The 18,363-nt window shown below is 71.0% G+C and carries 18 protein-coding genes and 1 pseudogene; 15 read left to right on the top strand and 4 right to left on the bottom strand.

From position 1 onward, the window contains the following. The first annotated feature begins 8 nt into the window (after positions 1 to 8). Positions 9 to 338, top strand: coding sequence for an HIT domain-containing protein (locus tag O0235_RS14405; RefSeq protein ID WP_270056468.1), 330 nt, complete (start codon positions 9 to 11; stop codon positions 336 to 338). Here O0235_RS14405 and rph read toward each other — a convergent pair. Further along, complete coding sequence (gene rph / locus O0235_RS14400; protein ID WP_270056467.1) at positions 335 to 1,060, bottom strand: ribonuclease PH; 726 nt, start codon at positions 1,058 to 1,060, stop codon at positions 335 to 337. The genes O0235_RS14405 and rph overlap by 4 nt on opposite strands. A 66-nt stretch (positions 1,061 to 1,126) precedes the next feature. Further along, complete coding sequence (locus tag O0235_RS14395) at positions 1,127 to 3,454, bottom strand: ComEC/Rec2 family competence protein (RefSeq protein ID WP_270056466.1); 2,328 nt, start codon at positions 3,452 to 3,454, stop codon at positions 1,127 to 1,129. Positions 3,455 to 3,570: 116 nt separating this feature from the next. Here O0235_RS14395 and O0235_RS14390 point away from each other — a divergent pair, with 116 nt between their 5' ends. Together O0235_RS14390 and O0235_RS14385 are read left to right on the top strand one after the other, a co-directional pair. Further along, positions 3,571 to 4,764, top strand: a complete 1,194-nt coding sequence (locus tag O0235_RS14390) for a thiolase C-terminal domain-containing protein (RefSeq protein ID WP_270056465.1) — start codon at positions 3,571 to 3,573, stop codon at positions 4,762 to 4,764. A 2-nt stretch (positions 4,765 to 4,766) separates the two neighbouring features. After that, complete coding sequence (locus O0235_RS14385) at positions 4,767 to 5,177, top strand: Zn-ribbon domain-containing OB-fold protein (RefSeq protein ID WP_270056464.1); 411 nt, start codon at positions 4,767 to 4,769, stop codon at positions 5,175 to 5,177. Positions 5,178 to 5,185: 8 nt separating this feature from the next. Here O0235_RS14385 and O0235_RS14380 read toward each other — a convergent pair whose 3' ends face one another. Beyond that, positions 5,186 to 6,064 (bottom strand): LabA-like NYN domain-containing protein, encoded by an 879-nt coding sequence (locus O0235_RS14380; protein WP_270056463.1) that lies wholly within the window; start codon positions 6,062 to 6,064, stop codon positions 5,186 to 5,188. A gap of 270 nt (positions 6,065 to 6,334) precedes the next feature. Continuing rightward, on the bottom strand, positions 6,335 to 7,402 hold the full coding sequence (locus O0235_RS14375; protein WP_270056462.1) for an Mrp/NBP35 family ATP-binding protein: 1,068 nt from the start codon (positions 7,400 to 7,402) through the stop codon (positions 6,335 to 6,337). 225 nt (positions 7,403 to 7,627) lie between these two features. Here O0235_RS14375 and O0235_RS14370 point away from each other — a divergent pair, with 225 nt between their 5' ends. The 12 genes and pseudogenes from O0235_RS14370 to O0235_RS14320 all read left to right on the top strand — a co-directional run bounded on the left by O0235_RS14370 (position 7,628) and on the right by O0235_RS14320 (position 18,363). Continuing rightward, a complete protein-coding gene (locus O0235_RS14370) occupies positions 7,628 to 7,849 on the top strand; it encodes a hypothetical protein (RefSeq protein ID WP_270056461.1) in 222 nt (73 codons plus the stop codon). A 78-nt stretch (positions 7,850 to 7,927) separates the two neighbouring features. Next, complete coding sequence (locus O0235_RS14365; RefSeq protein ID WP_270056460.1) at positions 7,928 to 8,878, top strand: dihydroorotate dehydrogenase; 951 nt, start codon at positions 7,928 to 7,930, stop codon at positions 8,876 to 8,878. A gap of 2 nt (positions 8,879 to 8,880) precedes the next feature. After that, complete coding sequence (locus O0235_RS14360; RefSeq protein ID WP_270056459.1) at positions 8,881 to 9,900, top strand: zinc-dependent alcohol dehydrogenase family protein; 1,020 nt, start codon at positions 8,881 to 8,883, stop codon at positions 9,898 to 9,900. Positions 9,901 to 9,910: 10 nt separating this feature from the next. Next, entirely contained in the window at positions 9,911 to 10,942 is a 1,032-nt protein-coding gene (gene argC / locus O0235_RS14355; RefSeq protein ID WP_270056458.1) for an N-acetyl-gamma-glutamyl-phosphate reductase, read from the top strand. After that, a complete protein-coding gene (argJ, locus tag O0235_RS14350; RefSeq protein ID WP_270056457.1) occupies positions 10,942 to 12,135 on the top strand; it encodes a bifunctional glutamate N-acetyltransferase/amino-acid acetyltransferase ArgJ in 1,194 nt (397 codons plus the stop codon). The genes argC and argJ overlap by 1 nt, the downstream gene beginning before the upstream one ends. Next, on the top strand, positions 12,132 to 12,899 hold the full coding sequence (argB, locus tag O0235_RS14345; RefSeq protein ID WP_270056456.1) for an acetylglutamate kinase: 768 nt from the start codon (positions 12,132 to 12,134) through the stop codon (positions 12,897 to 12,899). Before argJ ends, argB begins: the two co-directional genes overlap by 4 nt. 57 nt (positions 12,900 to 12,956) lie before the next feature. Then, positions 12,957 to 13,481 (top strand): annotated as a pseudogene (locus tag O0235_RS16160) (RNA degradosome polyphosphate kinase); the annotation flags it as partial. Positions 13,482 to 13,557: 76 nt separating this feature from the next. After that, entirely contained in the window at positions 13,558 to 15,063 is a 1,506-nt protein-coding gene (gene ppk1 / locus O0235_RS14340) for a polyphosphate kinase 1 (RefSeq protein WP_373324331.1), read from the top strand. Positions 15,064 to 15,115: 52 nt separating this feature from the next. Then, positions 15,116 to 16,318, top strand: a complete 1,203-nt coding sequence (locus O0235_RS14335) for an acetylornithine transaminase (protein ID WP_270056454.1) — start codon at positions 15,116 to 15,118, stop codon at positions 16,316 to 16,318. Positions 16,319 to 16,327: 9 nt separating this feature from the next. Next, a complete protein-coding gene (locus O0235_RS14330) occupies positions 16,328 to 16,684 on the top strand; it encodes an SdpI family protein (protein ID WP_270056453.1) in 357 nt (118 codons plus the stop codon). A gap of 71 nt (positions 16,685 to 16,755) precedes the next feature. Next, positions 16,756 to 17,994: an argininosuccinate synthase gene (locus tag O0235_RS14325; protein ID WP_270056452.1), complete on the top strand. Its 1,239-nt coding sequence runs from the start codon at positions 16,756 to 16,758 to the stop codon at positions 17,992 to 17,994. A gap of 18 nt (positions 17,995 to 18,012) precedes the next feature. Then, positions 18,013 to 18,363 carry a hypothetical protein gene (locus tag O0235_RS14320; RefSeq protein WP_270056451.1) on the top strand — a complete coding sequence of 117 codons (351 nt, stop codon included), beginning with the start codon at positions 18,013 to 18,015 and terminating at the stop codon, positions 18,361 to 18,363.

The raw sequence follows: 18,363 nt of genomic DNA, 5'->3' as shown, positions 1-18,363 counted from the left end.
GAATCCCCATGCCAACATACTGCGTCTTCTGCAACATTGTCGCGGGCAAAGAGCCCGCGAACATCATCTATGAGGATGACGAAATCATCGTCATCCAGAATATCCTTCGATGGGTTCCGGTCATGCTCCTCGCCATGACCAAGCAGCACACCACCCAGGCCGAACTCTGGACCTACCACATGGGCAAGGTCGCCCCAATCGCTGCCGAGATCGGGCGTCAGCTCTGCCCGGGCGGCTTCCGGCTGCTCTCGAACTTCGGCTATGACGCGATGCAGAGCCAGGAGCATGGCCACCTCCATATCCTCGGCGGCACGTTCCTCGGCCACTACGTCGGCTAGCTGGCGGCGAGCGCCTCCCGCTGCTTCTCGAACAGCTGGAGGATCCCCGTCCGCGCGAGGTCGATGAGCGCATCCATCGCTGCCCGGCTGAACGGCTTCCCCTCGGCCGTTCCCTGCACCTCGACGAACGCGTCGTCGCCGGTCATCACGACGTTGAAGTCGACCTCTGCCGTGGAGTCCTCTTCGTAACACAGGTCGAGCATCGGCACGCCCCCCACGATGCCGACGGAGACTGCCGCCACCGGCGCGGTGATGCACGCCTCGGTCACCAGCCCGGTAGCGGCGAGCTTCCGCACCGCCAGCTTCAGCGCGACGTACGCGCCGGTGATGGACGCCGTCCGCGTGCCGCCGTCCGCCTGCAGGACGTCGCAGTCGAGCGTAATCGTCCGCGGTCCAAGCAGCTCGAGGTCGACGACCCCGCGAAGCGACCGCCCGATGAGCCGCTGGATCTCCTGCGTCCGGCCGCCGGGCCGGCCCCGCTCCACCTCGCGCTGGCTTCGCGTGTGTGTCGCGCGCGGCAGCATCGCATACTCCGCCGTCACCCAGCCGCTCTGGGTATTCCGCAGGAACGGCGGCTGCCGGTCCTCCACGCTCGCGGCGCACAGCACGCGCGTCCTGCCGAACTCCACGAGGCAGCTCCCTTCGGCGAAGTCCAGCACGTTCGTCGCAAGGTGAACGCGGCGCAGCTCGTTCGGAGCGCGCCCATCGATGCGTGTCGTCATCTCGGGCTCCGGGCGGTCCAGGGTCGCTCCCGAGGGTAGCCGCGGCGCCGCTCCCGGGCAAAGCGCTCAGCGCTCCGTCGTGACCCGGATGACCCCGTCCCTGACCTCGACCCGGATGCGTCCGTCCTGGTCGGTCCGGGCGATGGTCGCGCCGCCCAGGGCCTCCAGCGTCAGCGGATGCGGGTGGCCGAACGGGTTGCCGGAGCCGACGCTGATGACGGCCAGTCCTCCCGCGGCGAGGCCGAGAAACGCGGCGTCGCTGTTCTTCGACCCGTGGTGCGGCACCTTCAGGATGTCGACGCCGCCCCCGAGCGTGTCGAGCAGCGCCCGCTGCTCCGCCGCGCCGAGGTCGCCCGTGAACAGGAGCCGTATCCCGCCGTACTCCGCGAGCACCGCCAGCGAACGCCGGTTCAGCTCGCTTCCAGGTATGTCCTCCGGCGGCCAGAGGATGCGGAACGCGACGCCGTCGAACTCGAACCGGTCGCCGGCCTGCGCAACGACCTCCCGCCCGCCGAGGGCCCGGGCCGTCAGCGCTCCCGTCCGCGTCGCGTTCCGGTCGCCGTTCGTCACCACGCTGCCGAGCCGGAAGCGCGCCGCCAGCGCCGGGAATCCCCCGATGTGGTCCTCCTGCGGGTGGCTGATGATGACCAGGTCGACCTTCCGGTCCCACGCGGGCATGACCTCCCCGAGTTCGCGCGCGAGCCGCAGCCCGCTCGGGCCGGTATCGATGAGCACCTGCTTGCCGCCGGGCGTCGTCAGGAGCAGCGCATCCCCCTGCCCGACGTCCAGCACATCGAGGGCAAGGCGGCCTTCCGGCCGGGCGATGCCGGGGAGGAGGAAGATGGCCAGTGCCCCGGCCGCGCCGCCGAGCACGAGCCGGTTGCCGAGGGCCGCCCGGCGCCGCGCGGCCTCGGACACCGGCACCGGCGCCGGGAGGAACCGGTACGCCGCCCCGGCCGCGGCCGCGAGCGCGGCCATCAGCCCTGCCGCCGCAGCCGGCGCGAGCCGCCCCGGCTCGACGGCCGCCCACGCCGGCGCCGCGGCCGTCGCTGCCGCGTCGAGGATGAACCGGAGCGGCAGCCAGGCGACGATCCCGGCGAATTCGCCGCCGGCCCGCCACCCGAGCCCGGCGGCCGATGTCGCCAGTGATGCCCAGAACGCCAGCGCGACCACCGGCTGGACCGCCACGTTAGCCAGCGGCCCCACCACGGAAACCGCACCGAAATGCGCCCAGGTGATGGGAGTCGTCGCGGCAGTCGCGGCCAGCGACAGCGCCGTCACCTCCGTCGCCCAGCCGGGAAGCCAGCTCGCCGGCCACCACCGGCGCGCCTGCTCGACCATCCACCGAAGCCACGGCCCGAACGTCAGCAGCCCGGCAGTCGCCGCCGCGCTCAGCTGGAAGCCGGCATCGAGCGCCAGCCGCGGCCACGCCGCCGTCAGCAGGATGACCGCCAGCGCCAGGCCCGGCAATCCGCTCTGCGGCCGCCCGACGGCTTCACCGGCGAACAGCACCGCGGTCATCACGGCCGCGCGGGCCACGCTCGGCTCGAACCCGGCGAGGATGACGTACCCGCTCACCGCCAGCGCCGCGGCCGCCAGAGCCCGGTTCCGGCCGATCGCCCGGCTGAGCACCGCCAGCGTCAGCGCCGCAACCATCACGAGGTTCGCCCCCGAAACGGCGACCAGGTGGCGCAGCCCGCTCCGGTTGAACTCCTCCTTCACGTCCCGCGAGAGCCCGCCGTCCCGCCCGAAGGCAATCCCGGCGCCGAGCGACGCCTCGGGCTCCGGCAGCGACCGCTGCAGCGCGGCGTCCAGGGCCAGCCGCAGGTGCGTCAGCTGGCGGTCCATGCTCCATTCCCCGGGCTCGAGCAGCGCGCTCTTCGGCCGCCACATCACCGCGCCGATGCCCCGGGCCGCGAGGTAGCTCCGGTAGTCGAAGCCGTCGAACACCGGCGCCGCTTCCAGCTCGCCTTCGAGCCGCACCCGGTCGCCCGGCAGGAACCGTTCGTACTGGTGCATCCACGCCCGGATCAGCCCCGCGTTCTCGACAGCCGCACCGTCCTCCAGCTCGAGCCGTTCGATGCGGATGTCGTACGCGGTCGCGAGTTCGCCGGGGTCTGGCTCGCTCACGACGATGCCGGTCACCACTGCATCGCGGCCCGTCAACGCCGCGACCGGGGGCGGTGCGCCGTCCAGCGCACCCTCGAGCCGCCAGCCGGCGGCCCCGGCGAACAGGACGGCCGCCGCCAGCACCCCCGGCCGCACGGCGCCGCGGACGGCTGCCGGGACACCAGCGAGGGCGGTCCATGCCGCACCCATCCACCACGGCGCGCCCCAGAGACCGACCGGGACCAATCCCGCCAGCCACGCCGCGCCCAGTCCGATCAGCAGCATCGGCGCCGGAGGCTAGCAAACTTCGCGGCTGCCGCGCACCGTTTGACGCCCCGCGAGCCCCTCCGTAGAGTCCGGCGGCAAGAAGCGCCCACCATTTCGCAGACAGGAGCAGCTGCATGCCCACCCAGCGGCGGGATGCCGCCATCGTCGGGATCTACGAATACCCGAAACGCAAAGCCCCCGGCGTGACGCCCCTCCAGATCAAGGCCGAATGCGCCGCCCGCGCCCTCGAGGATGCCGGCCTCAGCTGGAAGGACGTCGACGGCCTCTACGACGCCCAGGACGGCGCGGGGATGGCCGGCCTCAGCCTCGCCGAGTACTTCGGCTTCCGCCCGAACGTCATCGACACGACCGCCGTCGGCGGCAGCTCCTACGAGTTCCACGCCGCCCACGCGAAGCGCGACATCGCGGCCGGCCGGTGCAGGGTCGCGCTCCTCACCTACGGCTCGACCGCCCACAGCGACGCCCGCCGCATCGGCACGATGGGCGGGGGTGGCGGCRGCGCGCCGAGCCCGCTCTCGAACATGACCGACCCCTACGGCATGACGCTCATCTCGAACTACGCCATGGTCGCCCGGCGGCACATGCACCAGTACGGCACCACGAGCGAGCAGCTCGCCCGCATCGCCGTCGCGACCCGCGCCCACGCCATGCGCAACCCCCAGGCCGTCCAGGCGATGACTGACCTCGAATTCCRGGACATCCGCGAGATCACCGTCGAAGACGTCCTGAACTCGCGCATGATCGCCGACCCGCTCCACCTGCTCGACTGCTGCATGGTCTCCGATGGCGGCGGCGCGGTCGTCATCGCCGCCCCGGAAGTCGCCCGCGACTGCCGCAAAACGCCCGTATGGATCATCGGCTCCGGCGAAGCGACCAGCTACTCGGAGAACGGCTCCGACATCACCGTGAGCGCCGCTGCCCAGTCCGGCCCCCGCGCCTGGGCCGAGGCCGACGTCCGGCCCGACGAAGTCGACGTCGCGATGATCTACGACTCGTTCACCATCACCGTGCTCGTCATGCTCGAGGACCTCGGCTTCTGCAAGAAAGGCGAAGGCGGCGCCTTCGTTTCTGAACAGCGTTTGCGCTTCGACAGCCCACTCAAGCCCGCGCTCAACACCGACGGCGGCGGCCTCRGCTCGAACCACCCCGGCATGCGCGGCATCTTCCTGCTCATCGAAGCCGCCCGCCAGCTCCGCGGCGAATCGACGTCGCAGGTCCCCAATGCCCGCCTCGCCGTCGCGCACGGCAACGGCGGCATGCTCGCCACCAGCCACACCGGCGGCACCATCGTCCTCGCGAGGGATTGACCATGCCAGACCGACCGCAGCCCCGCTTCCCGGAACCCGACACGCAGCCCTACTGGGAGGCGACGAAAGACCACCGCCTCCTCTACCAGGTCGATCGCGATACCGGCGACGTCGTGTTCTTCCCGCGCCGCCACAACCCGAAAAACGGCTCCTCGAACCTCGAGTGGCGCGAATCGAAGGGCCTCGGCACGGTCTACACGTTCAGCGTCGTCCGGCTCAACCGCCACCCGGCCTTCGCCGAGCTCGGGCCCTACGCCGTCGCCTACGTCGACCTCGATGAGGGCTTCCGCATCCTGACGAACATCGTCGGCGTCCAGGACCCGACGAAAGACATCTACATCGGCCAGCGCGTCAAAGTCGCCTGGCTCGACCAGTCGACCGGCATCTCCATCCCGGTGTTCGAACCGGCCTGAGCCGGGTCTCAGGCCCGAATCTTCTGCAGGATCGACTGGATGTCGATGAAGCGGTCGGCGGCGTGCCGCAGGTTCGACGCCGTGCTGCTGCCGACCGCGACCACTTCGACCCGCACGCCTTTGGCCTGCACGACCTCGACGAGCCTTTCGAAATCGCCGTCGCCGGAGACCAGCACGACGACGTCGAGGCGGTCGAGCATCTCCATGATGTCGAGCGCCATCTCGATATCGACGTTCGCCTTGATCGTCCCATCGGAGAACCGCTTGAACGGCTTCGTGACGACGCGAAACCCGTTATCGAGGAACGGCTCGGCGAACCGCTGCGTCTCGAGGCTCACACCCGGGTCCTCGTGCACCGGCGAATAGGCGACCGCGCGGACGAGCTGGCGCCCTTCCGAGAGGTAATCCAGCATCTTCCGCCAATTCACGCGGTGCTTGAGCCGGTCGAGAGCGAGCTCGATGTTCGCGGCGTCCACGAACACGCCGATGCGCGGCGCGGGAGCCGGGGCGGCCCCCGGCGTGTGAGCCACCCGGCGCGCCAGGTCCTCCTGCACCCGAACGAGCTGCGCGAGCTGGGCCGCCTGCGTCTCGAGCGTCCGGGTCAGGGTCGAAATCTCATGGGCGAGCTGGCTCAGCTGCTTCTCCGCCGGCACCGGCGCCGGGGTGCGCTCCTTCTTCGCAGGTGCGCCCGCCTCGGCCGGAGGCTTCGCAGGCGCGCCCGCCTCGACCGGAGGCGCCGGGGCTTTCGCTGACGCCGGGCCCTCAGCGCCGTCGCGCTTCGCGGGCGCCGTGCGGGCGGGGGAGGGAGCCGGCGCAGGTGCGGCCGCAAGGGCCGGCGCGGCGGATTCCAGCGGCTGGCCCAGCACCTCTTCGACGATGGCGGCCACTCGCGATCGCCTCCGGCGCGGCGCCGGCGGCGGCTCGGCTGCTGCTTCGGCAGGAGCCGGTGCCGCTGCGGCCGATGGCGCCTCGGCCCGGGTGACGTCGGTCGCGGCTTCAGCCGCCGGCTTGCGCGAAGAGCGCCGCCGCCGCGGCTTGGGGTCGTCCAGCGCCTCGGGCGCGGGTTCGGGAAGGGGAGCCGGTGCGGCCGGTTCGGCCGCGGGTGCGGCGGGACGTTCCCGCCGCGGGAAGATGTTCAATGCCATGGTGATCTGGGGTTACCCACCCATCCTTTGCAACACACTGATCCGGGCCGCCACGTTCCTGGCGATCCGGTCGAAAGCGCCCGCCGAATCCGAGTCCGGCGCGCCGTAGACGACTGGCACCCCGCGGTCCGCGCCCTCGCGCACCCCGGGCTCGATCGGGATTTCACCGAGGAAGTCGATGCCCAGCTCGTCCGCCGCCTGCTTCGCCCCGCCGTGACCGAAGATGTCGTACCGCTTCCCCGTGTCGGGCGCCACGAAGTAGCTCAGGTTCTCGACCATCCCGAACACCGGCACCCCGAGCTTCTCGAACATCGCCACCGCCTTCATCGCGTCTTCCACGGAGACCGCCTGCGGGCTCGACACGATGATCACGCCGGTGATCGGCGCGTCCTGCGCCATGCTCATCGAAGCGTCGCTCGTCCCCGGCGGCAGGTCGATGACGAGGTAGTCCGTATCGCCCCAGGGCACGTCGTGCAGGAGCTGGCGCACCGCGCTCCCGATCATCGGCCCGCGCCAGACCACCGGCGTGCCCCGCGGCAGCAGGAACCCGATCGACACCACCCGCACGCCGTAGCGCTCGACCGGCTTCAGGCCCTCGCTCGACCCCGCCTGCAGGCCCGGCGGCAGCCCGAACATGGTCGGCAAGTTCGGACCCGTGATGTCGGCGTCGATCAGCCCGACGCTCGCACCCGCCTTCGCGAGGGCGACCGCGATGTTCGAGGCCACGGTCGATTTGCCCACGCCGCCCTTGTTCGAGGCCACAGCGATGATGTTCCGCACGCCGGGAATCGGCTTCTGTCCCTCGCGCGGGTTCGACGCCCGCACCTGCGCCCCCCACGTGATCGCCACGTCCCGGACCCCCGGAACCGCGGCCAGCGCCGCCCGCACGTCCTGCTCGATGGTTTCCCGAAGCGGACAGGCCGGCGTCGTCAGCTCGACCGTCAGCGCCACCGTGCCGCCGTCGATGGCGAGGTCTTTCACCATGCCGAGGCGGACGATGGAGGCGTGAAGCTCGGGGTCTTTGACGCTCTCGAGGGCTGCGACGACGGCGTCGCGATCGATCGTGGGAACGGGGGTCATCCGCGGGGTGCCTTTCTGCAGATGCTGGCGGCGCATTCCGGGACCGGCCATCCCGCGTGCCGGGCCGGTGCCAGCTGCACCTCGATCGTACCCGGTTTCACGAGCGGGGCCAAACCCGTGCCCGGTTTACCGCGCATTTCGAGGTCACGCCGTAGCGTAGTTTTGCGCCCCCGGTCGGTGATATACTCTGGATTACCGACCGGTAAGCACAGCATCGGAGATTGCATGACCGAATCGACTTCGACCACGACGGCACAGGCCGGGCAGGCGCTCTGCCGCCACCACTGGGTCATCGAAACTCCGAACGGGGCCGTCAGCACCGGCCGCTGCAAGCGCTGCGGCATCGTCCGCGACTTCCGCAACTCGTCCGAAGACCCGCTCTGGGACAGCGACAGCTTCAGCCTGAACGGGTCGCGCTACCGCGGCCGCCGCACGAGCGACTCCTGACGCAGGGAGCCCGCGGAAGCATCGGAGGGCCGGGCGATTCGCCCGGCCTTCGGCGTTTCCGCGCGGTACACTGTGCCCGTGACCCCTGACCTCTCCGTGGACCTCGCCCCCGGCCACAAGCGCGGCCTGCTCCTCCGCAACCCGGTCATGCCGGCCAGCGGCACCTTCAGCTGGGGCTTTGAATTCGAGCATCACTTCGGCCCCGAAGGCATCCGCCGGCTCGGCGCGGTCGTCTCGAAGGGCGTCACCATGGAGCCGCGCGCGGGCAACCGCCAGCCCCGCGTCGCCGAAACCCCGGCCGGCATGCTCAACTCCATCGGCCTCCAGAACGTCGGCATCGAGGCATGCGTCCGCGACCTCGCCCCGCAGTGGGCCCGCTGGGAGACCCCGGTCATCGTCAACGTCGCTGGCGACACCATCGACGAATTTGGCGAGATGGCGCGCATGCTCGACGGCGTGCCCGGCGTCGCCGCCCTCGAGCTGAACATCAGCTGCCCGAACGTCGATACCGGCGGGATGGAGATCGGCCAGAGCGTCGAGGCCTCAGCGCGCGCCACGAGCGCCGCCGTCCGAAATACCGACCTCCCGGTCATCGTGAAGCTCACCCCGAACGTCACCGACCCGGTCGCCCTCGCCAGGGCCTGCGAGGCTGAAGGCGCGGCCGCCATCTGCGCCATCAATACCGTCCTCGGCATGGCGATCGATGTCGACCGGCGTCGCCCGGTCCTCCCCCGCGCGCGCGGCGGCCTGAGCGGCCCCGCCATCAAGCCCATCGCGCTCCGCATCGTCTACGACGTCGCCGGCGCGGTGCGCATCCCGGTCATCGGCTGCGGCGGCATCGCGACCTCGCGCGACGCGCTCGAGTTCCTCATGGCCGGGGCGTCCGCGGTCCAGGTCGGAACGGCCACCTTCGCTAACCCGCGCGCCCTCCTCGACGTCGTCGAAGGTCTCGAAGCCTGGTGCGCCGCCGAAGGCGTGGCCCGCATCGCCGATATCATCGGCTGCGCCCGCCCGGCCCCCGTCGCCTGACCATGCGCGCCGCCCGCCTCCACCAGCCCGCCCCGGCCGAACGCGCGCCGCTCCGCATCGAAGCAGTCGAACCGCCGCAGCCCGGCCCCGGCGAACTCCTCCTCCGCATCACCGCCTGCGGCGTCTGCCGAACCGACCTCCAGCTCGCCGAGGGGGACCTCCCTGCCCGCCGCCTCCCGATCATCCCCGGCCACCAGGTCGTCGGGCGGGTCGAAGCCGTCGGCGACGGCGTCGGCGGCTGGCGTGTCGGCGACCGCGCCGGCGTGGCCTGGCTCGGCGGGGCATGCGGCGCCTGCAGCCGCTGCGCAGCCGGCCGTGAAAACCTTTGCGAACGGGCCGAATTCACCGGCTGGAACCGCGACGGCGGCTACGCCGAGTTCATCGCGGCGCGTGCCGACTTCTGCTTCCCGCTTCCCGATGGCTTCGCCGACCTCGATGCCGCGCCCCTGCTGTGCGGCGGCGTCATCGGCTACCGATCCCTGCGGGTCAGCGGCATTCAGCCGGGCGGCCGGCTCGGCCTGTTCGGCTTCGGCGCCTCGGCATCGCTCGCCATCCAGGTCGCCGCGTACTGGGGCTGCGAGGTTTACGTCGTCACCCGCTCCCGCGCCGAGCAGGAGCGGGCGCTCCGGCTCGGCGCCCGCTGGGCGGGCGGTTACCGCGACCCGGTCCCCGTCCCCCTCGACGCCGCCGTCACGTTCGCCCCCGCCGGCGAGGTTGTCGTGCGCGCGCTCGAAGCCGTCGACCGCGGCGGGACGGTCGCCATCAACGCCATCCACCTCGACCGCGTGCCGGAGTTCCCCTATGACCGCCTCTGGTGGGAGCGCTCCCTCCGCAGCGTCGCCAACTTCACCCGCCAGGACGCCCGCGAGTTCCTCGACCTCGCCGCGCGCATCCCGGTCCGCACGGAGTACGACCTCTACCCGCTCGAAGCGGCGAACGATGCGCTGCTGGCCCTGAAAGAAGGACGGGTGAACGGCGCGGCCGTGCTCGATATCGCTGGTCCGGTTCGCGCCGGCGCGTAACAATTCCCGCGTGACCTACCGCGTCGGCATCATCAACGTTACCGGCTACGCCGGCATGGAGGCCGCCCGCCTCCTCTGGAACCACCCCGCAGCGAAGCTCGTCGCGGCGACCGGGCGCTCGCTCGCCGGCCAGCGCCTCGGGGACGCCTTCCCGTCGCTCGGGCTTTACGCCGCCCTGCCGATCACCGAGACCATCGAGGAGAGCGTCGACGTCGTCTTCTCCTCGCTCCCGACAGCCGAGAGCGCGAAGGCCTGCGCCCCGTTCGTCCGCGCGGGCGTCAAGGTCATCGACATCGCGGCCGATTTCCGGCTGAAGGCGCCCGGCGCGTTCGAACAGTGGATGGGCGGGGGCCAGCCGCACCCCGCGCCCGACCTCCTCGCGGAAGCCGTCTACGGCCTCCCCGAGCTGAACCGCGAGCGTATCGCCGCCGCGCGGCTCGTTGCGAATCCCGGCTGTTACCCCGCTGCCGCCATCCTCGCGCTCGCCCCGGCCGTCAAAGCCGGCATCATCGAGCCCTCCATCGTGGTCGACGCCAAGTCAGGCATCTCCGGCGCCGGCCGCGGCAGCGGCGGCGGCTTCGGCTATAGCGAAGTCAACGAGGACGTCTCGGCCTACAAAATCGCCAATCACAACCACCAGCCCGAAATCGCGCAGGAGCTTGGCGCGCTCCGCGGCGGCGACGAGCCCCGCGTCACGTTCGTCCCGCACCTCGTCCCGATGACCCGCGGCATCCACGCCACGTGCTACGCGCCGCTCGCCCGCGACGTCACGCAGGCCCAGGTCGCCGAGCTGTACCGCGAGTTCTACCGCGGCGCGCCGTTCACGTCGGTCGCCGCCGCGCCCCCGCACACGAAGCACACGCTCGGCACGAACCGCTGCCTCGTCCATCCGGTGGTCGACGCCCGGAACGGCATGCTCGTCGTCGCCAGCGTCCTCGACAACCTCGGGAAAGGCGCGGCCGGCCAGGCGATCGAAAACATGAACCTGATGCTCGGCCTCGACCAGGCCGCGGGCCTCCAGCTGCCGGCGGTGTACCCCTGATGCAGGTCGACCCGGCCGGGCACGTCACCTCGCCGCGCGGATTCCTCGCCGGCGCCGCCTACGCCGGCGTGAAGACCTACGGCGAGGGCAAGCTCGACCTCGCCATCCTCGTTTCCGAACGCCCCTGTTCGACCGCCGCGGTGTTCACCCGCAGCCGGCTCCATGCCGCCGCGGTCGACATCGACCGGGCGAAGCTCGCCGTCCGCCCCGCGCGCGGCGTGGTCGTCAACGCCGGCGTCGCAAACGCCAGCACCGGCGAGCGCGGCATGGCCGACGGCTACGAACTCGCCCGCCTCGCCGCGGCCCGCGCCGGGATTCCCGATGACGAAATGCTCGTGTGCAGCACCGGCGTCATCGGCCACTTCCTGCCGATGGAGAAGCTGGCTGCCGCCATGCCCGCCATCGAGCTCACGCCCGCCGGGGGTCCCCTGTTCGCCCGGGCCATCATGACGACCGACACCCGGCCGAAGACCGGCGCGGTGCGCTTCGGCCCCTACACCATCGGCGGCGCCTGCAAGGGCTCCGGCATGATCCACCCGGACATGGCCACCATGCTCGCTTTCCTCACGACCGACGCCCCGGTCGAAAACGCCTGCCTCGACGCCGCGTTCCGCCGCGCGGTCGATGACTCGTTCAACCTCGTCTCGGTCGACGGCGATACGAGCCCGAGCGACACCGCAGTCATCTTCGCCAACGGCGCTGCCGGCGGCGACATGATCAGCGCCGGGCATCCGCTGGCGTCCGACTTCGAGGCCGCGCTCCGGGCGCTTTGCGTTCACCTGGCGAAGGAGATCGCCCGCGACGGCGAAGGCGCAACGAAACTCGTCGAATTCACGGTCACTGGCGCCGCCACCCCGGAAGACGCGCGCCGCCTCGTCCGGCTCCTGAGCACCTCCTACCTGCTCAAGTCCGCCATCCACGGCGCGGACCCCAACTGGGGCCGCATCGCCGCCGTCATCGGCCGCTCCGGCGTCCAGCTCGATGAAGCCGCCGTCGCCATCGACCTCTGCGGAACCCGGGTCTACGAACGCGGCCGGCCGACGGCCTTCGACCCGGACGCCCTGTCGGCGGCCATGCGGGGAACCGACGTGACCGTCGCGGTGCACCTCGGCGCCGGCCGCGAGGCGGCCACCGGGTGGGGCTGCGACCTCTCCGCCGAATACGTCTCCATCAACGCGGACTACCACACATGAGCAGCGGCCCGTTCATCATCAAGATTGGCGGAAGCACCCTCGGTTCGACCGACACCACCTACGCCGACATCGCGGCGCTCGCGGCGGCCGGCGACGTGCCTGTCGTGGTCCACGGCGGCGGCGCCGAGGCCAGCCGCTGGCTCGAGGCAATGCAGATTCCCTCCCGCTTCGAGCGCGGCCTCCGCGTCACCGACGAGCGCGTCCTCCCGGTCGTCGTGGCCGTCTTCGCCGGGCTCGTGAACAAGCGCATCGTCGCAGCTATCGACGCCGCAGGGGGACGCGCGGCCGGGCTTACCGGCGCTGATGCGCGGCTGCTCGAATGCCGGCTTGCCGACCCCGCCCTCGGATTCGTTGGTGAGCCCGTGGCTGTGAACGCCGCGCCGATCGAAGCGCTCCTCGCAGCCGGCATCATCCCGGTCATCGGCCCCATCGGGTGCGTGCCCGGCGAACCGGCCGACCAGCTCGTCAACGTCAATGCGGACGTCGTCGCCGGCAACATCGCCGCCGCGCTTGGCGCCCGCCGGCTCGTCTACCTCACCGATGTCGACGGCGTGCGCGACGCCGCGGGCCAGCGCATTCCGGTGCTGGACGCGGAGCAGGCGCGCGCGCTCATCGCTGCCGGCACCATCTCCGGCGGCATGATCCCGAAGGTCGAGTCCTGCCTGCACGCGGTTTCGCTCGGAGTCGAGGCCCAAATCGTGGACGGCCGCCAGCCCGGCGCCCTCCGCGCGCTCGACGGCGCCGGCACGCTCGTCACCCCCTGACGGCCTTAACACTTCCGGGTATCCTTCCGTGGTACTGTTGGGGAACCGCGAGTCACCATGGAAGGCACCGAATCCCCGCCGGTCCCGGGGTCCGCACCGCAGCCTGCTCCCGTAACGCCCGCGGCGTGGGACCTCGACGACCCTGCCCTCTACCTCAACCGCGAACTCAGCTGGCTCGAGTTCAACCAGCGCGTGCTCGTCGAGGCGAGCGACCCCCGCAACCTGCTCCTCGAGCGGGTCAAGTTCCTCGCCATCACCGCCAGCAACCTCGACGAATTCTTCGCGAAGCGCGTCGGCTGGCTGAAGCGCATGCTCGCGACCGACGCCCGGACGCGAACCGTCGACGGCCTCACCATCGCTGAGCAGTACGACCTCGTCGTCGACCGCTGCCACCGCATGCGCGCCCGGGCCGAAGAGGTCTGGCGCGCCGAACTCCTGCCCGAGCTCGCCGCCCACGGCATCCAGATCGTCCGCTTCCACGACCTCGAAGAGCCGGCCCGGCAGCGGCTGCGCGAGTACTTCGAGCGCTCCATCTTCCCCGTCCTGACCCCGCTCGTGGTGGACCCGGCCCACCCGTTCCCGTTCATCTCGGGCGGTTCGCTCTCGCTTGCCCTCAATGTCCGCCACCCCTCGACCGGGCAGGACCGCTTCAGCGCGCGTGAAGATCCCGCCGAACCGTCCCCGCTTCGTCGACGCCGGCGACCTCCGCTTCGTCCTCCTCGAAGACCTCATCGCCGCCCACTTCGACATGCTCTTCCCCGGCATGGAAGTGACCGACTGGCAGGAGCTGCGCGTGCTCCGCAGCGCCGAAACCGGCGCCCCGGGCGAAGAAGCCGACGACCTCCTCGAACTCATCGAGAGCGCCCTCCGGCGCCGCCGGCTGGCAGAGGCCGTCTCGATCGAAATCACCGGAGAACTGCCCCCGGCCCGCATGGAGCTCCTGCTCGAAGAGCTCCAGGTGAGCGAGCGCGACGTCTACCGCTCCGCCGGCCCGCTCGGCCTCCACGACCTGTTCCAGATTGCGAGCCTCGATATCGCCCCGCTCCGGGATGCGCCCTTCGCGCCCGCCGTGCCCTCCGCCTTCGCGGGGACCGGCGACGCGCCCGAGTTCTTCGCCACGATCCGCGAGCGCGACCTCCTCGTCCACCACCCCTACGAATCGTTCGACCAGACGGTCGTCCGCTTCGTCGAAGAAGCCTCAGAAGACCCCGCGGTGCTCGCCATCAAGGCCACCATGTACCGCACCTCGCCGGACTCGCCGATCCTCGAGGCGCTCATCGACGCCGCCGGCCGCGGCAAGCAGGTCGCCGTCCTCGTCGAGCTCACCGCCCGCTTCGACGAGGCGAACAACATCCTCTGGGCGCGCAAGCTGGAGGCCGCCGGCGTCCATGTCGCCTACGGCCAGCCGGACCTGAAGATTCACTCCAAGATCTGCCTCGTGGTGCGCGAAGAAGCGAACGGCGTCACCATGTACGCCCATATCGGCACCGGCAACTACAACTCCCGCACCGCCCGCGTTTACACCGACCTCGGCCTCTTCACTGCCGACCCCGGCATCTGCGGCGACATCCTCCGCATCTTCAACCTCCTCACCGGCTACGGCGAACAATTCCGCACGGACGTGGTGCTTGCTGCGCCGTCGAACCTGCGCCGCGCCGTCACCGAGCGCATCCGGCGCGAAATCGCGCACGCTCGGGCCGGCCGGCCGGCCCGGGTCATCTTCAAGATGAACGCCCTCGAAGACTTCGAGTGCACCCGCCTGCTCTACGAAGCGTCGCAGGCCGGCGTTCAGGTCGACCTCGTCATCCGCGGCATCTGCCGGCTTCGCCCCRGGCTCCCCGGCCTCTCCGATAACGTCCGCGTCGTCAGCATCATCGGCCGCTTCCTCGAGCACGCGCGCATCTACTATTTCCATAACGATGGCGACTCCGAGTTCTTCATCGGCAGCGCCGACCTCATGAAGCGGAACCTCGACGAGCGGATCGAGGTGCTCGCCCCGGTCCGGTCGCCGGAACATCGCGCCCAGCTGCTCGACCTGCTCGAGCTGCACCTGAACGATGCGCGCCAGGGCTGGCGGCTGCACGACGCCACCTGGCACCGCGACCCTGCCGTCGAGGTCCCGGGCAGCCAGGCGCTCCTCCTCCAGCGCGCCCCGTTCTCCTGAGCGCGGTTCACCGGGCCCGCTCCAGGCCGTACGATGCCCGCAGGAGGCCCCGATGCCCGACTGGATCGCCGAAGAACACCGCTACCTCTTCCAGAACTACGGCCGTCAGCCGGTCGTCATCGAACGCGGCTCAGGCACCCGCGCCTGGGACACCGACGGCAACGAATACCTCGATTTCGTCGGGGGCGTCGCGGTCAACGTCCTCGGCCACAGCCATCCCGCCGTCGTCCGCGCCATCAGCGAGCAGGCCGCCCGCGTCATCCACACCTCCAACCTCTTCTACTCCACGCCCATGATCGAGCTTGCCCGGGTGCTGGTCGAAGCATCGGGGCTCGACCGTGCGTTTTTCTGCAATTCCGGAACCGAAGCCGTTGAAGCGGCGATCAAGCTCGCGCGCCGCTGGGGCCGCGACGTTCGCGACGGCGCCTTCGAAATCATCACGACCACCGACAGCTTCCACGGCCGCACCATGGGCTCGCTCTCCGCCACCGGCAACGCCCGCTACCGCGAGCCGTTCGAACCCCTCGTCCCCGGCTTCCGCATCGTCCCCTGGAACGACCTCGATGCCGTGCGCGCTGCCACCAGCAGCCAGACCGCCGCGGTCATGGTCGAACCGATCCAGGGCGAAGGCGGCGTCAACATGCCCGCGCCTGGCTACCTCGCCGGCCTCCGGGACTGGTGCGACCGGCAGGGCATCCTCCTCATCTTCGACGAGGTGCAGACGGGTATCGGCCGCACCGGCACCCTGTTCGCCTTCCAGCACGACGGCGTCCGGCCCGACGTCATGGCGCTCGCGAAGGGCCTCGCCGGCGGCGTGCCCATCGGGGCCATCCTCGCCCGCGACGACATCGCCGCCCACTTCGTGAAGGGCGACCACGGCAGCACCTTCGGCGGCAACGCCCTTGCTGCCGCCGCTGCCCTCGCGACCCTGCGCGAGGTCATGGCCCCGGGCTTCCTCGAGACCGCCCGGGAGCGGTCGCAGCGGCTCATCGACCGGCTGCAGGCGATCGAGGACCGCCACCCGCTCGTCACCGGCATCCGCGGCCGGGGCATGCTCCTCGCTGTCGGCCTCGCCCGCGAGTGCTCCGCCGAGGTCGTCGATGAGGCGCGGCGCCGGGGCCTCCTCGTGAACAACGTCCGCCCCAACGCCGTCCGCCTCATGCCGCCGCTCAACGTCTCCGAGGACGATATCGACCGCGCCGCCGACATCCTCGAGGCCGCCATCGCTGCCGTCGAAGGCGCCGGCGCGAAGTAGGCAACGTTCATGTGGTTCGCGTTCCTCATCGTGTTCGCTGGCGGCATCGTCGTCGCCTGGGTCGGCTGGCGGGGACTGACCGGCAAGCTGCCGCGCCAGCACATCGCCGGCATTCGAACGCCCTACACCCTCTCGAGCGACGAGCGCTGGCGGGCGGTGCACCGCCACGGCGGCCCGTACCTCGTGCTCGGCGGCGCAGCGGCCGCGGCAGCGGCAGCGGCCCTCCTCCCCTTCGCGGCCTCCGGCCGCCTCCCGCTCGCGTTTTCCGTCGCGGCCCTCCTTGCGGTGGCCATGATGACCGGCGCCAGCGCCCTCGCAGCCTGGCTCCTCGGCGTCGCCGCCGCCCGCCGCGAACTCGGCGACTGACCGGCGCGGTTTGCGCCTGCCCGCCGCCCGGCCATACTGGAGCCACACCCTTCGCCCGACAGGATACGCGCGTGCCGAAGCTCGTCCTCGCCTACTCCGGTGGGCTCGACACCACCACCGCCATCAAGTGGCTCACCGTCGAACAGGGATACGAGGTCATCGCCCTGAACATCGATGTCGGCAAGAGCCGCGAGCAGCCGGTGGTCGAGTCCCGCGGGCTCGCCGCGGGCGCCGTCAAAGTCCGCGTCATCGATGCGCGCGAGGATTTCCTGCGCTACTTCGCCTTCCCCGCCCTCGCGGCCGGCGCCGTCTACCAGGACCAGTACCCGCTGGCGACCGCGCTCGCCCGCCCGCTCATGGCCAAGCTGCTCGTCGACGTCGCGCACGAAGAGGGCGCGGTCGCCGTCGCGCACGGCTGCACCGGCAAGGGCAACGACCAGGTCCGCTTCGACGTCGGCATCCAGACGCTCGACCCCTCGCTCAAAATCGTCGCCCCCACGCGCGAAAACGCGATGCCGCGCGACTACCAGATCGAGTACCTCCGCAAGCACGGCGTCGACATCCCGTGGGGCGAAAAGGGGCCCTTCAGCATCGACGAGAATCTCTGGGGCCGCAGCGCCGAAGCAGGGGTGCTGGAAGACCCGTGGACCGAGCCGCCGCGCGAAGCCTACGAATGGACGCGCGACCCGGAGGAGGCCCCTGCCGCGCCCGAGTACATCGAAATCGACTTCGAAGCGGGCCTCCCGGTCCGCCTCAACGGCGAGGCGCTCGGCCCCGTCCCGCTCGTGGAGCGCCTCAACGACCTCGGCGGCCTCCATGGCGTTGGCCGCATCGACCACATCGAGGACCGCCTGGTCGGCATCAAGAGCCGCGAAATCTACGAGGCCCCGGCGGCAGTCATCCTCCATACCGCCCACGCCGCCCTCGAGGCGATGACGCTCTCGAAGCAGCAGCTGAAGCTGAAGAAGTACATCGCCACCGAATACGCCGAGCTCATCTACAACGGCCTCTGGTTCAGCGCGCACCACCAGGACCTCGCCGCCTACGTTGCCAGCACCCAGCGCCACGTCACCGGCACCATCCGCGTCAGGCTCCACCGCGGCAGGGCGGTCGTCGTCGGCCGGAAGGCGCCGCGCTCCCTGTACGACCGCGGACTCGCTACCTATGATCGGGGCGACACGTACGACCAGTCGGCTGCCGTCGGCTTCATCAACATCTGGGGGCTCCAGACGCGGACGCAGGTTCGCACCCAGCTCCTTGCCGACCTGCCCGAGGCGCTGCGGATCGCGATGCCGCAGCAGCACGACTGACGAGAGGGGAATCCACGCATGGCCGTTGCTGCCGAACCCGCAGGCGCCATCAGCTACGAAGGGCCCAGCCCCGACACGGAATTCCTCGGCTTCTCCCAGGCGAACTTCCTCGTGACCGTTCCCGGCTGGAAGGCCCGCGAGGTCGCCGTCCTGCTCAACGCCCCGGCGGCGCGCCGCCTCCTCCACGAGCTCGGCCGCGAGGATACCCCTGAAGCCCGCGACCACCTCGCCCGCCTCGTCGGCGAAGCCTGGCTGAAGCGCGTCGTCAGCGGGGCCGCGCCCTTCGAGTCCATCGTCACGGTCTCCAACGGCTTCCTCGACGAGCGCCCCGACCTCCTCGCCGAGGTCCGCGCTGCCGCGGCCGCCTGA

The organism is Tepidiforma flava, from assembly GCF_027594505.1.
In the GTDB taxonomy this organism is placed as follows: domain Bacteria; phylum Chloroflexota; class Dehalococcoidia; order Tepidiformales; family Tepidiformaceae; genus Tepidiforma; species Tepidiforma flava.
This window is presented reverse-complemented; position numbering and strand designations above follow the sequence as displayed.

Coding starts and splice junctions, on each gene's coding strand:
- O0235_RS14335 (WP_270056454.1), top strand. CDS start 15,116: ATGCCCGACTGGATCGCCGAAGAACACCGCTACCTCTTCCAGAACTAC.
- O0235_RS14360 (WP_270056459.1), top strand. CDS start 8,881: ATGCGCGCCGCCCGCCTCCACCAGCCCGCCCCGGCCGAACGCGCGCCG.
- argB (WP_270056456.1), top strand. CDS start 12,132: ATGAGCAGCGGCCCGTTCATCATCAAGATTGGCGGAAGCACCCTCGGT.
- O0235_RS14405 (WP_270056468.1), top strand. CDS start 9: ATGCCAACATACTGCGTCTTCTGCAACATTGTCGCGGGCAAAGAGCCC.
- O0235_RS14320 (WP_270056451.1), top strand. CDS start 18,013: ATGGCCGTTGCTGCCGAACCCGCAGGCGCCATCAGCTACGAAGGGCCC.
- O0235_RS14385 (WP_270056464.1), top strand. CDS start 4,767: ATGCCAGACCGACCGCAGCCCCGCTTCCCGGAACCCGACACGCAGCCC.
- O0235_RS14330 (WP_270056453.1), top strand. CDS start 16,328: ATGTGGTTCGCGTTCCTCATCGTGTTCGCTGGCGGCATCGTCGTCGCC.
- O0235_RS14370 (WP_270056461.1), top strand. CDS start 7,628: ATGACCGAATCGACTTCGACCACGACGGCACAGGCCGGGCAGGCGCTC.
- argJ (WP_270056457.1), top strand. CDS start 10,942: ATGCAGGTCGACCCGGCCGGGCACGTCACCTCGCCGCGCGGATTCCTC.
- rph (WP_270056467.1), bottom strand. CDS start 1,060: ATGACGACACGCATCGATGGGCGCGCTCCGAACGAGCTGCGCCGCGTT.
- O0235_RS14375 (WP_270056462.1), bottom strand. CDS start 7,402: ATGACCCCCGTTCCCACGATCGATCGCGACGCCGTCGTCGCAGCCCTC.
- O0235_RS14395 (WP_270056466.1), bottom strand. CDS start 3,454: ATGCTGCTGATCGGACTGGGCGCGGCGTGGCTGGCGGGATTGGTCCCG.